Raw genomic sequence first — 15783 nt, forward strand, 5'->3', positions numbered from 1 at the left:
ATATCATGTACATCACTCTACACTTAGTTTTCCGGAGTTAGTCTGAGTAAAACAACACCGTGTACCGGAACATCAAATGACATCTTATCTGAGGCTGTTCCTAAATCTTTCTGTTTCCATAAGTCACGTACCTTATATTTCTTTTCGATAAGATTCACGCCGACCAAAGAAAAGTCTTCTTTCTGCCAGTCAATGTTCAAGTTCCAAGAAAAGTGATCATCCCGATTGAAAAGACAAACGGCAACCTCATCGCCAGATAATTGTTTTACCCAGATCTCGTTTTTGCCCAATACCTTATAGCGACGACCTTGCTTACCCAACCGATCTTGGTCAACGGCAATAACTTCTTTATTCATTAGTATTTTAGCAACTTCCTTGTCCATTTTACAAATGTCATTGCCGGCTATTAACGGTGCAGCAAGCATGCACCACATTGTAAAATGTGAACGATTTTCCTCCATAGACAGTCCGGGATTACCTACTTGAAGCATATCCGGATCGTTCCAATGTCCGGGACCGGAATAGTTATATAGTTCTGCATTTTGATCTATAATATCCACTATGCCCAAAGCTCCCCAGTGAACAGTACCACTGAAAACGCTAATTATATCATGGGTAGTCCGCCAAAGTTGCCCGATTCCATGTCCCCATGTCCAAGGTTTGCTATGCCCCCATTCGCAAATTGATAATATGATAGGACGCCCGGACTTTTTCAAAGCATCACCCATTATCTTATAAGCAGCTGGTGCGTTCCGCCCTTCATTGTTACACCAATCATATTTTAAGTAATCAACACCCCATGAAGCATACGTCCGCGCATCTTGAAACTCATATCCGAAACTTCCCGGCCGACCGGCACATGTCATCGTTCCGCCACATGAATAAATTCCAAACTTCAAGCCTTTAGAATGAACATAATCTGCCAAAGCTTTCATTCCTGAAGGGAATTTTTTATCATCTACAATAATATTTCCATTTTCATCACGTCCTGTTTGCCAACAGTCATCAATATTCAGATATTCATATCCGGCATCTTTCATTCCTGTAGACACCATGAAGTCAGCGATTTCACGTATTTTCTGTTCACTGATATCGCTATTAAAACAGTTCCAGCTACTCCATCCCATAGGGGGAGTCAATGCCAGGCTATCTGCACACTCTGCATGTATATCGTAAATACTTAGGGAAAATACTAACAAAAATAATACTAAAAACTTATTCATTTGATTCTTTTATTATTGTCCACTAAAAAGCGAACGAGTAAATATTCTTTTATCCTATTTCACCAACCGGCTATTGCAAAACTTTTACTTCAGACGGTGCATCAATCCTACTTCGCACCTTTGCATCCGCACCTTTCTCATGGCGAATAACAATCTGTCCGTAAGGCGTAGGGAATGTTCCTTCCACCCACTCCAAATCGCCCAAATGCGGTGTGATACGAACCACACGGCAGCCAGGTTCCACAACCTGCACACCCAGTACATGCTCACTCAACCAAGAGGTTGGACCTGAAGACCATCCATGGCAAAGACTATGACGAAAACCTTTATAACAATGATCTCCGTAATCCCTATGAATATCTTTCTTACCTGTAGCTACCAATTCATCAATACGAGAAGCATCAGGCAACCAATCCAAATTAAAATCTTCCCAGAAAGTTGTAGCCCCAAGGTCGATCATTGCTCCCCAATATTGGCGGATTACATCAATTGCTCCCTGATAGTTCCCTGCAGCAGCCATTGCCTGAAGCATATAATAGCCATAGAAAGTAGAGAATCCATGACCACCATTAACCGAAAGATATTTCTGATTGGCTTCTTTAGGAGAGATCAACCCGGTCAACGCCAATAATGAAGCCGCCTGTTTCTGTCCCGGAGCATCCGGAGCCATGCCTGATTTCAGAAATGGTTTTATTACTTTGGGAGCAGCATTAACCATCTTTCTTCGTACGGCTTCACATTTAGCTGCCAACATGTCTTCTCCCAACACGCTGCAAAGTTCATATCCGGCCTTCATTGCCTGTATCACCAGAGCTTGCACACCGGCATTGATAGCCAACGGATTCTCACATGAAGGCCAGTCAAGAAAACGACCTTCATCATCATTGAATTTTTCAAGCCCGTCTTCTCCAATTCTCGTCATTAAAAGTTGCAACAAGTCACACAGATAGTTTTTCTGTTCTTTCAAATAATCCAAATTGCCTTGATAAAGATACCAGTCTCTCTGAATCAATATCCACCAAAGAGAATACGTACACATTGTCATCCATCTGGGAAGTGGTGTAGATTCACGGATCAAGTCGATACTTTTGGGAATCACTTCATTATACCCAAAAACCGTATTGACAGTCATCACTTCGGGGTGCAAGTCTCCAATCCAAACCAAGCGATCACGTTTTATCCCATCCCAGATATATTCTTGCATATTCAAATGCACCGTATAAGCTCCGGTTTGCCAAATCCGGTTCAAGCGCTCGTCGTTGCATCGGAACGAACCTTTATAAGGGATATCTTGATAAACAGAAATAGCCCGTATCTCTTTAAGGTGCAATTCTGCGGAATCATCCAAAAGGTCAATCCGGGCAAACCGGAAACCGGAATTCCCTACCTCCAAGACCCCAAGCCAAGGCACACTAATAACAAAATCACGCATAGCATGATCGTTTGTCGCTCCATTCACCTCGTCTATGTCACACATAGCTTCGCTTACCGACTCTCCCAAGCGAACACGAATAGTAACAGGAGCATGTGAATCCGGCATACCGGTGACAATTTGCAAGCCACCTTGCAATTCCTTTCCGAAATCAAAAAGAATAGCAGGATGCTGCTGCTCGGTACTCGAAAGTTTGCAGAGTTCATTATTCACAAGATTTGCTTGTCCATGCCCTGGTCGAAGCAAATATTCTGCACCCTGTATCAGTTGACTCTCCTGCTGCCAAACAATACGTGTCGGAGAAAGATACTCACGCACACGACTATCACGTTGTTGAGCGAATGATGTGACAACATGGAATAGAAAAATAGAAATAAGTACTATTATGTATGATGTTTTTTTATACAGTGTCAAATTTTCCATTATTTAGTAATTCGCATTTTTAGGGCTTGTAATCATATTCACCATTCATTACCCGTTTTACGGCATTCAAGTAACCATAACCATGCTTCATATCGGGCAAGAGATAACTTCCTTCCACCCATTCGTTCCACGAGTTGATTGTAATCAGTTTGGGGCGGTCGGGGCGTTGGTCTACATATTCTTTCGTCTTCTGCAAGAAAGCTGCAAAACTTTCTGGCGAGTCATTGTAATGAACCACTTCTTTGGCTGTTTTATTCGGGAAACGCGGGGTGTCATCCCATCCTATTGATGCATTTGGGAAGAATGGCACACCCAATGAATCCAGTTTCGCTGTCCATTGATCGCGACGTTGCATGGCTTTTGTACCCCATGCCAGATAATCTTCTTCGTATGGCCATCCCCAATTGTATTTTGTCACACTGTTTACTTCTGCCTTTACAACAAGTTCTATAAACTTGTCGGTGGGAGACCCGTCACCGATGAGTTGCAAGTGCAAATCAGGGAATCCTGCCTTTTTCACTTCGCTACGGAAATAATCCATAGCCTTCTTCACACCGTCTGCATTACCGAAACTTTCCAACAGTTCATGAAAACCAAATATGGAAAATACCGGACAATTGTCTATCTTGTAATAGTTGGGCTTGTGAAAGTATTGGCGTATCACTCGTTCTACAATGATTTTAAAGTTGGCCCAGTCTACCACACCGGTCCACAGACGCGAGTTGTTGTCCTTGTAACGGTGTACATTCCAATAGTTGTGTGCCACGTTATGGTTGGCCCACATCAGGTAAAACTTCATTTTTTTATTATTCTTGGCTTTCAGAAATCCATTGTTTACGGTGCTTTCTAAAAAAGGCTGTCCGTTGAACCAGTACCAATCGAAGATAAACGTATTGATGCCGTGAGCGGTTGCCACGTCAATCCATTTCTCCATCACCTGCGTGTCATCGTCCATTTCGTATCCCCACAAAGGAACCTTTGGCTGATAGTGTCCTTCGAAACGGGGATTACCTTTTTTGATAATTTCCCATTCGCCTGTACCTTCACTCCACAGTGTGTCGCGTCCCATCGGATCATTGTGACACGACGGCCAAATATAAGCTGCCACATCATATTCATCTTGTTCTTTCAACTGTCCGCTTCTTTGGGGTGTAGAGACACAGGAGCAGATTGTTGTGATAGCAACCATTAAAAGAAGAGTAAGTAAACTCCATAAATAAGTCAGTGTTCTTAAATAATGCATATCTTTTTTTATTTTAAATAGTGAATAATTTAATCTGTTCATTAAAGTAGAAGGTACACCTTGATTTCATTTAAAGGTAACGTCGCGCTGATTTCTTCCGAGTTGCAGAACTTTCCTCATAACAAAATCATAGTGTCGGCAACAATATCTTCGGCTTGTACTATGTCATGAGTGCAAGCTCGTGCGATTATAATAAGTACTCCCTACAATACAACTTTTATCAGGTGTTACTTTATTCTGCTTGGAAACTTTTAGTTTGTACATCACGGGAGTTCGGCCCTACCATAACATCAAATTCTCCGGGTTCGTAAACATAGTGTAATTCGGAATTATAGAATTTCAAGTCATCTTTCGTAATAACAAACTTAACATCACGACTTTCCCCGCTTTTCAGGAAAATGCGTTCAAAACCTTTCAACTCTTTCATTGGACGGGCGACCTCCGCGTAAATATCACGAAGGTACAGTTGTACCGTTTCATAACCATCATAGTTCCCCTTGTTTGTTACAGTGACAGACACAGTCAACTCACCATTTTTAGGCAAGGTTTCCGAGCTAATCTGCAACTCACCATAAACAAAGTCCGTATAACTCAAACCATATCCGAACGGATACAGAGGTTCATTGCTCTCATCCAGATAATTGCTGGCATAGCGGTTGAACATACGACTGTCGGGATCAGGACGACCCGTATTCAAATGATTGTAGAATAACGGCAGCTGTCCCACCGAACGCGGGAAGGTAGTTGTCAGTTTGCCACTTGGAGTGATCTTGCCAAACAATACATCGGCAACCGCGTCCCCTGTTTCGCTACCGCCAAACCAGACATTCAATATGGAATGAACATTCGCATCCTCCCAGTTTAAGACTAAAGGACGTCCCGTGAACAGAAGAAGTACGACAGGTTTGCCCGTCTTCACTAAAGCCTTCAATAAATCCTGTTGTGCATCGGGTATCTCAAGACTGGTGCGTGAAGCCGATTCACCGCTCATTTCCGCACATTCACCCAAAGCGGCAACAATGATGTCTGAACGGGAAGCCACGCGTAAAGCCTCGTCCAACAGTTCCCGGTTGTCTCCACGTTCCAGCGGGCGAATGCCCGTAGCTGCTTTTTCTGTTTCCGCATCATAATATATGTTGCTGCCTTTCGCATATAGAATTTCAGCCTTGTCACCCGCTGCCGCGCGAATTCCTTCCAACAATGTTCTGTGACGAGACGGCGTACATGTCATGCTCCACATACCGCACATATTATTACGTGCGTCTGCCATTGGACCGATCAGGGCAATCCTGCTTTTTTGTTCAAGTGGAAGCAGGTTGTTGTCATTCTTCAACAGAACAAATGTTTCAGCTGCAATCGCACGTGCAGCAGAACGGTGTTCAGGCGTATAAAGTTTCTCTTTGGCACGCAGGGCATCGCAATATTTATACGGATTGGAGAACAGTCCCAGTTTATATTTGGCTTCCAATACACGGCGACAAGCCATATTAATCTGCTCTTCCGTTACCTTCGCTTCTTTCAGGGATTCCTCCAATGTATTGAGGAACCCGCATGAAACCATATCCATATCCGTTCCTGCCTGTAAAGCGCGAATGGAGGCTTCCTTCAGAGGGGCGACACCATGGGAGGACATTTCGGCTATCGAATTGTAATCTGTTACCAATAGTCCTCCGAAGCCCCATTCATTCCGGAGCAGGTCGGTCAGTAACCATTTGTTGGCTGTGGCTGGAATACCGTCAACGATATTAAACGAGCTCATGATGCTGCCTACACCAGCGTCAACGGCAGCTTTATAAGGAGCCAGATATTCGTTATACATACGTAGTCGGCTCATATCCACTGTATTGTAATCGCGTCCCGATTCGGACGCCCCATAAAGTGCGAAATGTTTCACGCAGGCAAGAATTTCATCGTTGCCTTGCATATTGTTTCCCTGATAACCACGCACATACGCTTTTGCCATTAAAGAACCCAGGTAAGGATCTTCTCCGTTCCCTTCTGCGATACGTCCCCAACGGGCATCACGACAAATATCGACCATCGGGCTGAATGTCCAGTTAATACCGTCTGCGCTGGCCTCAATGGCGGAGATGCGTGCCATACGTTCGACGGCCAGCGTATCCCAACTACAGGATAGTGCCAATGGGATTGGAAAAATAGTTTCGTAACCGTGGATAACGTCTGCACCTACAAGTAGAGGTATTTTCAACCGGCTTTCTTCTACCGCAAGGTGTTGCAGGGCATTAATTTTCTGGATCCCCTTGACATTGAAGAAGCCGCCTATTTCCTGTTTGCGAATCATATCGCTAAGTTCACCGTTCATCACCGAACCTGTCACGAGATCACCGCCCGAAGGCAGGTTTAATTGTCCGAGTTTCTCACGGAGAGTCATCCGGTCCATTAAGTCGGTAATGAAACGGTCCATTTCCCTATCTTTCCCTCCCCCGGATGGTGAGCAGGCAAAGAGAGTAAGCCCGCAAAGGGCGCAAGATATAAGATTTCTTATCTTCATTTTTCTTGTTATTGGGTTATTTATACTTGTTGTCCGATTTTTCTTTCCACACCACTACTCCCGCAGGTTCAAGGCGTGCACTGCCAATCAGTACTTCTGCCTCATCGGGAATGACTATTTCCTGAATGTCCGACGTATAATTCAAGGCGATGTAAAAACCGTCACGCCATTCCTTCACCACTCCGTACGGTAAATCTTCAGTCGGTACGCCGGCTTCCGTATATACACGACGTACTACTTCTTTCTCCAATTTGCCGTCATCGGTATCCGTTCCGATATAGGTGACCGTTCCTTTACCCAGCCTACGGTGTATCACGGAAGCAGCTCCCTTATAAAACTGGTCCGCATACACAGCCCACACATCTGTTCCGGCAGCTGGGGTTAGTACGTCCGCCCAATTGTTCCAGGCGTATTCCTCACTGCCGAAATCTACTTTTCCGTAGAGACTGTGAGGCAGATGGTCATAGTACAAGCTGTTTATTCCGGCCAGTTGATGAATAGGAGCCGCTAAAGGAGCCTCCCACAATTTGGCGTCACGGTCTTTCTGACCGGTACGGTAGGTCAGAATCAGATGTCCTCCATTCTTCACGTATTCAGTCCAACGTTCTACCAAATTGTTATCAAGCAACTGATAAGCCGGCGCAATCAGGAAAGGATAACCCGAAAAATCCTCCTTCTCCGAGATCACATCGACGGGAGCGGCAAAGGACTTCAACAGGTTGTAATACTTATGTATGTGCGGCATCGTCCACCACTGGTCTGTCTGACGCTGGAACTCCATTTCCCAATAGTTGTTCATATCGAAAAGCAGTCCAATGCGTCGGGAAGCCAGCTGTTTGGGCATACGGCTTTTCTTATCGTAGGCGGCACGAAGCTTTTTCATCTCCTGCGTAATACGTACATATTCTTCACCGCCCGGAGAAAGAGTCACCCCATCGGTCATTATCATGCCGTAATGGTATTGCTCACTGCCTTTCAGAGGTTGACGGAAACGGTAATTGCACACAAACTTCCCACCACCTGCAAAAACGTGATACACCCACATACGCACAGCGCCGGGTAAGGGTTGAGGGTTATACACTCCCCAGTTTACTTGACCGGGCTGTAGTTCCATCACTCCGAATGTTTTGCCGACGCGGTTACGAAACTGGTCATTTGAAAATCCGAGATCTTCGGGAATCCCCATCCGGAAACCTTGGCTACCTATTCCCTGATTATGTCCGGTCACCAGATAGCGGGTGTAGGTCAGGAAGTCCGTATGATCGATCCGTACCGGATCAACCGGATTGAAAACAGGAATCAGGTTGGTAGTGATCCATTGGTCTTTGTGGATATGCCGCCGGAGGATGTCTGCCTGCATATTAACAAAGCCCGCCAATTCGTCCGCCATGAAACGGTTCAGGTCGAGCATGGCATGAGGATTGGGCTTTTCAGGTACTTCCTGCTGGTTGGGAAGGCGAACCTGCTCGAAGTTCTGATAGGTTTCACTCCAGAAAGAGGTACCCCAGGTATCATTCAGTTTGTCAATAGTACCGTATTTCTTCTGTAACCAGACACGGAATTTGGCTTGTGCATTTTCACTGTAATCCACTACTCCGTAGTGTCCCGGCTCATTGTCAATCTGCCAGCCGATAACAGCAGGATGATTGCCATAACGCATTGCCAGACAGGAAACAATGTTTTCTACATAACGACGGTATCGGTCGCTACTCCAGGAAGCATGCTGACGTCTCCCATGCTGAATGGAAATGCCATTATCCCGCTGAATCAATATATCGGGGTACTTTTTTGACAGCCAGACGGGAGGTGTGGGAGTAGGAGTACACATAATTACCTTCAGACCATATTTATCTGCTAAAGAGACGGCACGATCCAGCCACTCAAAATCATACTTTCCTTCTTCCGGTTCTATCATGGCCCAGGCAAACTCCGCAAAATGGGTGAACTTGATCCCCATCTCCGACATTTTCTTCAAATCACGTTCCCATTGGGAGGAATCCCATTGCTCGGGGTAATAGTAAGATCCTAGAGCAAACAACTCTTCCGGAGGAAAAGATTTATCGGCCGGAGATTGAGCAAAGGATACCAATAAAAACAATAAAGCTAAGACTAATAAGGACTTTTTCATGGATATTATTTTAAGTTTCATCGCTATAATAAATAACTGGTTAGCGCAATGGGCTGGCTTTTATTCCGCCGGAGGTCATTTTTACAGGTTTGATAGTACCGTTTTTATTAAAATACATTCGGTCAATGCAAGTAATGCGGTAGTTCCCATCGGTTTCACCCAAAGGGCGGCGATGATAGACAATATACCATTCATCCTTTCCCGGACCTTTGATAATGGAATGATGTCCGGCACCATTAGCTATTTTAGTGTCCTGCTCCAGAATCTTTCCGACTCTTTTGAACGGACCAAAAGGCGAATCCGCAATGGCATACGCTACACAATAATCGGGGCCTGTCCAGTCGCCTTCTGACCACATGAAATAATATTTGCCATTGTGTTTAAGCATAAAAGGTCCTTCTATATAATTTTCCGGAGTCACTTCTTTATAAGTTGTTCCGTCTTCAAAAGGTACGATACTGATTAGATCAGATCCCATCTTCACCATATTGCAATGTCCCCAACCGCCGTAATACATATAATACTGACCGTCATCGTCCTTGAAAACAAACTGGTCAATAGGTTGCGCTCCGTTCACGATCTTGCCAATCAGCGGCTTTCCGAGCGCATCCTTGAAAGGACCTTCCGGACGATCGGCTACAGCCACACCTATACCTCCCACTTCACTCTCATGATATATGTTGTTTGCTCCAAAATAGAAATAATATTTCCCATTTGCTTCTATCACGGCAGGTGCCCATAAAGCATTCCTTAACCAGCTGATATTTTCGACAGAAAGGACTTTCGGGTGTTTTCTCCAGTGTACCAAATCTGGGGAAGAAAAGGCATCCATGTACAATTGTTGTTCGAAAGGAGCTGAATAAGTCGGATAAATCCAGTATTTATCACCGAAAACGACTCCTTCGGGATCTGCATACCAACCGTCAAAAACCGGATTAGTACTTGTCTGTTTTTTGCCCGTATTTGTTTGAGCAAATAAGGTTACTGAACAGCAACACATAATCATGAAAAAGAATACTATTTTGGAATTCATGTCTATAAATATTAAAGTTATGCCACAAAAATGATGAAAAATCAATGAAATAAAGGTTGATTATTTGCCAATAAATAGCGAGAATCAACCAAATTGCCGGAAAAATAATTATTTCATATATTGCTGCTTGTAAAGGGCTGTTTTGATTTGTTTTTTCACTTTCTTTGTTTGCAGGTTCAACACTTTTGTTATATATTGCCGTCCCATTTTCGTTGTATCTGTCTTGAATTTCTTAATTGGTCATTTAACAGGCTATTATTTATATATATTATAAGTATTACTATGCGAATTTTATTGTATTTTCTCCTTATTCTTTTAGTGGGTTGCTCATCCGGTCAGAATAAAAAAACACATGAGCGGGTAGACCTCGATTCCGTACCTGTTTATACGAATCCGCTTTTGTCAAGAGGAGGAGACCCATGGGCGGTATTCCATAACGGAATATATTATTATACCCAAAGTATGAGCGACCGCATCACTTTATGGGCAACAGATGATATAACCCGGTTGGCGGAAGCATCCCAGAAAGATGTGTGGGTACCTCAAAATTCGTCAAACGCATTTCATCTTTGGGGACCTGAAATACATTACATTAATAATAAATGGTATATTTATTGTTGTGCGGATGATGGAAATATTGATAATCGTCAGATTTATGTGCTTGAGAATGAGTCTGCTGACCCGATGAAAGGGGAATTTGTCATGAAGGGAAGAATATCAACTGATGAAGATAATAATTGGGCAATTCATGCCAGTACTTTTGAACATGGAGGAAAGCGTTATTTAATCTGGTGTGGATGGCAGAAACGTAGAGTTTATCAGGAAAATCAATGTATTTATATTGCCGAAATGGAGAACCCATGGACACTGGCTTCTGACCGTATTTTGATTTCCGAACCAGAATATGAATGGGAATGTCAGTGGATCAGTATAGATGGTAATAAAACTGCCTATCCGATTCGTGTCAATGAAGCACCGCAATTCTTCTATTCTTTGAAGAAAGATAAGTTATTGATTTATTATTCGGCAAGTGGTAATTGGACTCCTTACTACTGTGTAGGACTGCTGACTGCCGATACTGACAGCGATCTGCTGAATCCGGCTTCTTGGAAAAAGGCACCGGAGCCTGTGTTTAAGCAAGCACCGGAAAATCATGTATATGGACCCGGTAGTATCTGTTTTATTCCTTCACCTGACGGTAAGGAATGGTATATGCTTTATCACGCCCGCAAGAGTTTGTATGATATGCTTGTTTTGGATAGCCGGACGCCGCGTATGCAGAAAATAGAGTGGGATAAGGAAGGAATCCCTGTTTTAGGAATTCCGCAGAAAGAAGGATTCCCGCTTCGCAAACCGTCAGGCACTCCTGAACGCAAATGAAAATAGGGGGCGTACTTTTTGCAATACGCCCGTTTTATTCAAAAAGAGCCCGTTTCTTTCTTTTCTTATTCAAATGGTCTTCTTTTTCACGAAAAGAAAAATTCTCATCTTTTATTGAATGTTTTTTTTCCTTTTTTTTAGTGCGTATTACTTATGTTTGCAACGTAATCTATTAAATAAATCAACTAATGTAAAACGCGCAATGAGAAATGAAAATCTATTGTCCTTTCTTCTTATAAAGAGAAGAATTTTAAAATTACTGGCTATAAAATATGCATACAGTTTAATTGTTTTATGCGGAATTAGTTTTATGGCATGTTCAGATGATGATCCCGTAAAAAAGAATCCTTATCTGCAAACGAGCACCCGTGCTATGCTGAAAGAGGTAGTGGAAGTGGTGTTTAACAATATCGATAGTAATACTGACATTACTGTCGACTTTGGTGACGGAACGGTCAAGGAAGGGAAAGCTGCTACGCCTATCACTCATGCTTATACACAAAGTGGTGACTACACGATGTTAGTGACAGCGGGTGAGCGCGTAGTACAGAAAAGGATCCGTATTTACGACCTATTGGCGCTGACAGAAGCCATGAAGCAATTCAGGGATGCAGATAACAAAATGGTATGGGCTATGACGCATCGCTCTCATACAACAGACAAGACTATTCCCGAAAATTCGGTATCTGCTGTAGAAGCTGCCATCAATGCAGGAGCGGATGTGATTGAATGTGACACTCATCTCACAAGCGATGGAGTAGTTATGGTGTGCCATGACCAGACAATCAATGCTACGACTAACGGCACAGGGGATATTACGAAAATGACTTATGCTGAAATTCAGCAATATAATCTGTTGGACCGGAATGGAAGGGTGACCGATGAGAAGATGCCCACATTGGAAGAGTTTCTGAAAGCAGGGCGTGGAAAAATATATTTCAATCTGGATTATTCTCCACGTACAGCCTCTACCCAAGAAGTGATGAATGTTGTCAAGGAACTGGATATGATGGAACAAGTCTTTTTCTATTGTAACAGTAGCCAGAAAGCAGAAGAAGTGTTGTCTATTTCTAAAAAGGCACACGTGTACACATGGGCACAAAGCGCTTACAAACCTCTGGTTGGGCTTCCGGGCAATTACTTCGTGCAATATTCTTATGCTCCCGACGGGCAAAGTACTCCTATAGGAACTGCCGTCAGTGAGGGAATGATTCCTACAGTCAATATGCTTCATGTATTATCCGGATTGATACCTGAATATGATATAAATACGACTTATCTGGATGAGCTTCTTCAGATTTATCCTGAAGTACGTATGATACAGACAGATGCACCGGAAGTATTAATCTCCGCTTTACAAGCAAGAGGATTGCGTTAACTTTATCATCTAACATAAAATCATTTATTTATGAAGAATATTCATTTCAAAACGTGTACCTGTCTGTTAGGTATGCTGCTGATACTGTTTTCCGGTATACAGGTAAAGGGAGCTTCTTTGGAAGTTCAGCAGGAAAGTAAGGTGTCAGGTACGGTGACGGACGAAAAGGGCGAACCAGTTATTGGCGCTTCCGTAGTAGTCGTAGAATCGAAGCAGGGTACTATTACAGATATAGACGGTAAATTTCTGGTGAACGTACCTAAGAATGGACACCTGAAAGTGTCTTATATCGGTTATGAAACACAAGAAGTGGCTGTTAAAAACGGCCAGTTATTGAAGATCGTATTGAAAGAAGAATCGACCGCTTTGAATGAAGTGGTAGTGGTGGGTTACGGTACGATGAAACGGAAAGAAATGACTTCGGCTATTTCGCATATAGGTGCGAAAGATCTGAATCAGATATCCAGCCTCGATGCCTCCATGCTTTTGCAGGGGAAAGTTTCCAGCGTTTCGGTTTCTAACACAGCTCTGGCCGATCCGAACAATCAAGGAAGTATTCAGATTCGTGGTGTCTCTTCCCGTAATGCAGGTTTAGGACCGTTAATTGTGGTAGACGGAGTGCCGGGAGGTGATATGACGAATATTAACCCTGCCGATATTGAATCGATTGATGTATTGAAAGACGGTGCTGCTTCTGCGATCTATGGTACGCGGGGTAGTAACGGGGTTATCCTGATTAATCTAAAGAAAGGGACCAAAGATGGACAGGTTCATACAACCTATAGTACTTCCGTTACTTTTAATAAAGCTAAAAAAGAACTCGACATAATGAATGCGGAAGAATACCGTGCTTATCGCACAGTGTCTAATCCGCTTTCCGATATGGGAGCTGATTCAGACTGGTTTGATGCCGTTACTCAATTGGGGGTGACTCACATGCATACATTGACATTTTCCGGCGGTAATGCGAGAACCAACTATCGGGTGACCGCCGACTATCGTAATGCCCGTGGTATTGATTTGCGTTCCGACCGTCGTGAATATGGAGCACGTGCCAATATTAACCATACAACCAAAGACGGGCTATTCACGTTTTCTGCTAATATAACTCCTCGTGTTATCGACCGGAACAAATCAGCCAATGTATATAGCAATGCTATTAAAAACAATCCGACAATGCCTATTTATGATTCGGAATCGGCTAATGGGTACTATCGTTTTCCCAGTGGAACGGAAGGTTCTAATATCGTAGAGCAATTGAATGAAGAAGAGAATGGTACGGAAATTAAGTTGCTGGAATGGAATGCTACGGCTGCCGTTAATCTGCTGCCTCTGTTTAATCCGAAGAATCCGGACATGGTATTGAAGTCGCAGGTCACTATTTCTCAATATCAAGTTGATAAATTTAACGGATGGTTTACACCGTCTACTTATGGTTCTAACGTAAATGATGGTGTCACCGGAAAAGCCAGCCGTGACTTCGACAAAAGTACGACTAACAATCTGGAATGGGTAACAAATTTCTCTACACGTATCAAGAATCATCAGATCCGTGCAATGGTGGGGTATAGCTATAATTATGGTGTAAATTCCGGAATGTCTGCTGAAAACTGGAATTTCTCTTCGGATGGATTGACGTATAATAATCTGGGTTCCGGGCTGGAAGCGGCAAAAGATGGAAAAACAATGATGGGCTCCTATAAGAATGACCATAAGTTAATCAGCTTCTTCGGACGTGTTAATTATGATTGGAAAGAGCGCTACCTGTTTACTTTCTCTTTACGCCACGAAGGGTCTTCCCGCTTTGGCGAGAATCATAAATGGGGCAATTTTCCGGCTGTATCTGTCGGTTGGCGTATCTCGGATGAGAAGTTTATGAAAGGACTTTCATGGATTGATGACTTGAAAGTACGTTATGATTATGGGGTGACAGGTAATCAGGAAATAGGAAATTATAATTCTCTGGCTACTTACCGGGCTTTCGGTTGGTATCAATACAATGGTAACCGTTTTCATGTATGGGGACCGAGCAAAAATACGAACTCGGAATTGCGCTGGGAGAAGGGACATAATCAGAATGTGGGTTTGGACTTCTCACTCTTCTCACACAAAGTGACCGGTTCATTTAACTATTTCCATCGTAAACAAAGTGATTTGCTCGGAGATTATTCTGTACCGGTACCACCTAACTTGTTCTCCACCATCTATACCAATGTAGGTACATTGCGTAATACCGGTTTCGAACTTGATGTTACAGTAAATGCTGTCCGGACAAAGGATTTCACTTATAGTTTCACATTAGTGGGGGCTACTAATAACAATAAGTTTGTCAGTTTTTCCAACGATATATATAAAGGACAAAAATATTACTCTACCTGTAGCATGGCGAATCCGAATAATCCGGGATATTTGCAGCGGATTGAAGAGGGGGAACGTATTGGTAACTACTTTACATATCGTTATGCAGGAGTGGATAAAAAAGGTGACTGGCTGATTTATGATAAAAAGGGGAATGTGATTCCTGTAGCCCAAGGTACGGAAGAGGATAAGTCTGTGACCGGAAACGGTTTGCCGAAATTCACCGGCTCTATGACGCATAACTTCACTTATAAGAACTTTGATTTGTCTGTTGCCCTCCGTGGTGCTGCCGGGTTTGACATATTCAACGTGCATGATTTCTATTTCGGATTGCAGAGCATGACTACCAACCAGTTGACGACCGCTTATTCGAAGAATGCACATATCACGACAGGTAAGAATGTGATTACCGACTACTTCATTGAACCGGGTGATTATCTGAAGATAGACAACGTCACTTTAGGATATACCATGAACCTGAATAGGAAATATATTGAAAAGATACGTTTGTTCGGTACGGCCAACAATCTTTATACGTTTACGAAGTTTACCGGTGTAGATCCTTCTACCTACGAAGTGAACGGACTGACACCGGGTACTTTCGGAGGAGGATATAACTATTATCCGTCTGCTTTTCAGTTTATTTTAGGATTACAAGTAAGTTTCTAATAAA

General features: G+C 43.2%; 9 protein-coding genes. 3 read left to right on the forward strand and 6 right to left on the reverse strand.

Translation table 11 applies throughout. The annotated features are described in order from the left end of the window. Positions 1 to 23 precede the first annotated feature (23 nt). The 6 genes from KSX81_RS14145 to KSX81_RS14170 all read right to left on the reverse strand — a co-directional run bounded on the left by KSX81_RS14145 (position 24) and on the right by KSX81_RS14170 (position 9994). Positions 24 to 1223 carry a glycoside hydrolase family 27 protein gene (locus KSX81_RS14145; protein ID WP_217725541.1) on the reverse strand — a complete coding sequence of 400 codons (1200 nt, stop codon included), beginning with the start codon at positions 1221 to 1223 and terminating at the stop codon, positions 24 to 26. Positions 1224 to 1293: 70 nt separating this feature from the next. Continuing rightward, positions 1294 to 3078 (reverse strand): alpha-L-rhamnosidase C-terminal domain-containing protein, encoded by a 1785-nt coding sequence (locus KSX81_RS14150; protein WP_254029199.1) that lies wholly within the window; start codon positions 3076 to 3078, stop codon positions 1294 to 1296. A 19-nt stretch (positions 3079 to 3097) separates the two neighbouring features. Further along, on the reverse strand, positions 3098 to 4321 hold the full coding sequence (locus KSX81_RS14155) for a glycoside hydrolase family 99-like domain-containing protein (RefSeq protein WP_004316150.1): 1224 nt from the start codon (positions 4319 to 4321) through the stop codon (positions 3098 to 3100). 232 nt (positions 4322 to 4553) lie between these two features. Further along, the gene (gene bglX, locus KSX81_RS14160) at positions 4554 to 6833 is read right to left on the reverse strand and encodes a beta-glucosidase BglX (protein WP_254029198.1); all 2280 of its coding nucleotides are present in this window, start codon (positions 6831 to 6833) and stop codon (positions 4554 to 4556) included. Between the two features lie 16 nt (positions 6834 to 6849). Beyond that, positions 6850 to 8961, reverse strand: a complete 2112-nt coding sequence (locus KSX81_RS14165; RefSeq protein ID WP_332058569.1) for a beta-galactosidase — start codon at positions 8959 to 8961, stop codon at positions 6850 to 6852. A 40-nt stretch (positions 8962 to 9001) separates the two neighbouring features. Then, complete coding sequence (locus KSX81_RS14170) at positions 9002 to 9994, reverse strand: glycoside hydrolase family 43 protein (protein ID WP_008642677.1); 993 nt, start codon at positions 9992 to 9994, stop codon at positions 9002 to 9004. Positions 9995 to 10276: 282 nt separating this feature from the next. On the opposite strand from KSX81_RS14170, the gene KSX81_RS14175 reads away from it, so the two are divergent. From KSX81_RS14175 to KSX81_RS14185, 3 genes are all read left to right on the forward strand, one after another. Beyond that, on the forward strand, positions 10277 to 11374 hold the full coding sequence (locus KSX81_RS14175) for a family 43 glycosylhydrolase (protein ID WP_004316154.1): 1098 nt from the start codon (positions 10277 to 10279) through the stop codon (positions 11372 to 11374). Between the two features lie 202 nt (positions 11375 to 11576). Next, positions 11577 to 12752, forward strand: coding sequence for a glycerophosphodiester phosphodiesterase family protein (locus KSX81_RS14180; RefSeq protein WP_008642680.1), 1176 nt, complete (start codon positions 11577 to 11579; stop codon positions 12750 to 12752). A gap of 30 nt (positions 12753 to 12782) precedes the next feature. Beyond that, positions 12783 to 15779 carry a SusC/RagA family TonB-linked outer membrane protein gene (locus tag KSX81_RS14185; protein WP_332058572.1) on the forward strand — a complete coding sequence of 999 codons (2997 nt, stop codon included), beginning with the start codon at positions 12783 to 12785 and terminating at the stop codon, positions 15777 to 15779. Positions 15780 to 15783: the final 4 nt, after the last annotated feature.

Origin of the sequence: Bacteroides sp. MSK.18.37 (assembly GCF_019129155.2) — a bacterium.
Taxonomy (GTDB): Bacteria; Bacteroidota; Bacteroidia; order Bacteroidales; family Bacteroidaceae; genus Bacteroides; species Bacteroides ovatus.

What these genes read in the sequence shown, in the direction of transcription:
- KSX81_RS14145 (WP_217725541.1), bottom strand. Translation starts at nt 1,223, where the DNA reads ATGAATAAGTTTTTAGTATTATTTTTGTTAGTATTTTCCCTAAGTATT.
- KSX81_RS14165 (WP_332058569.1), bottom strand. Translation starts at nt 8,961, where the DNA reads ATGAAAAAGTCCTTATTAGTCTTAGCTTTATTGTTTTTATTGGTATCC.
- KSX81_RS14185 (WP_332058572.1), top strand. Translation starts at nt 12,783, where the DNA reads ATGAAGAATATTCATTTCAAAACGTGTACCTGTCTGTTAGGTATGCTG.
- KSX81_RS14180 (WP_008642680.1), top strand. Translation starts at nt 11,577, where the DNA reads ATGAGAAATGAAAATCTATTGTCCTTTCTTCTTATAAAGAGAAGAATT.
- KSX81_RS14175 (WP_004316154.1), top strand. Translation starts at nt 10,277, where the DNA reads ATGCGAATTTTATTGTATTTTCTCCTTATTCTTTTAGTGGGTTGCTCA.
- KSX81_RS14150 (WP_254029199.1), bottom strand. Translation starts at nt 3,078, where the DNA reads ATGGAAAATTTGACACTGTATAAAAAAACATCATACATAATAGTACTT.
- KSX81_RS14155 (WP_004316150.1), bottom strand. Translation starts at nt 4,321, where the DNA reads ATGCATTATTTAAGAACACTGACTTATTTATGGAGTTTACTTACTCTT.
- KSX81_RS14170 (WP_008642677.1), bottom strand. Translation starts at nt 9,994, where the DNA reads ATGAATTCCAAAATAGTATTCTTTTTCATGATTATGTGTTGCTGTTCA.
- bglX (WP_254029198.1), bottom strand. Translation starts at nt 6,833, where the DNA reads ATGAAGATAAGAAATCTTATATCTTGCGCCCTTTGCGGGCTTACTCTC.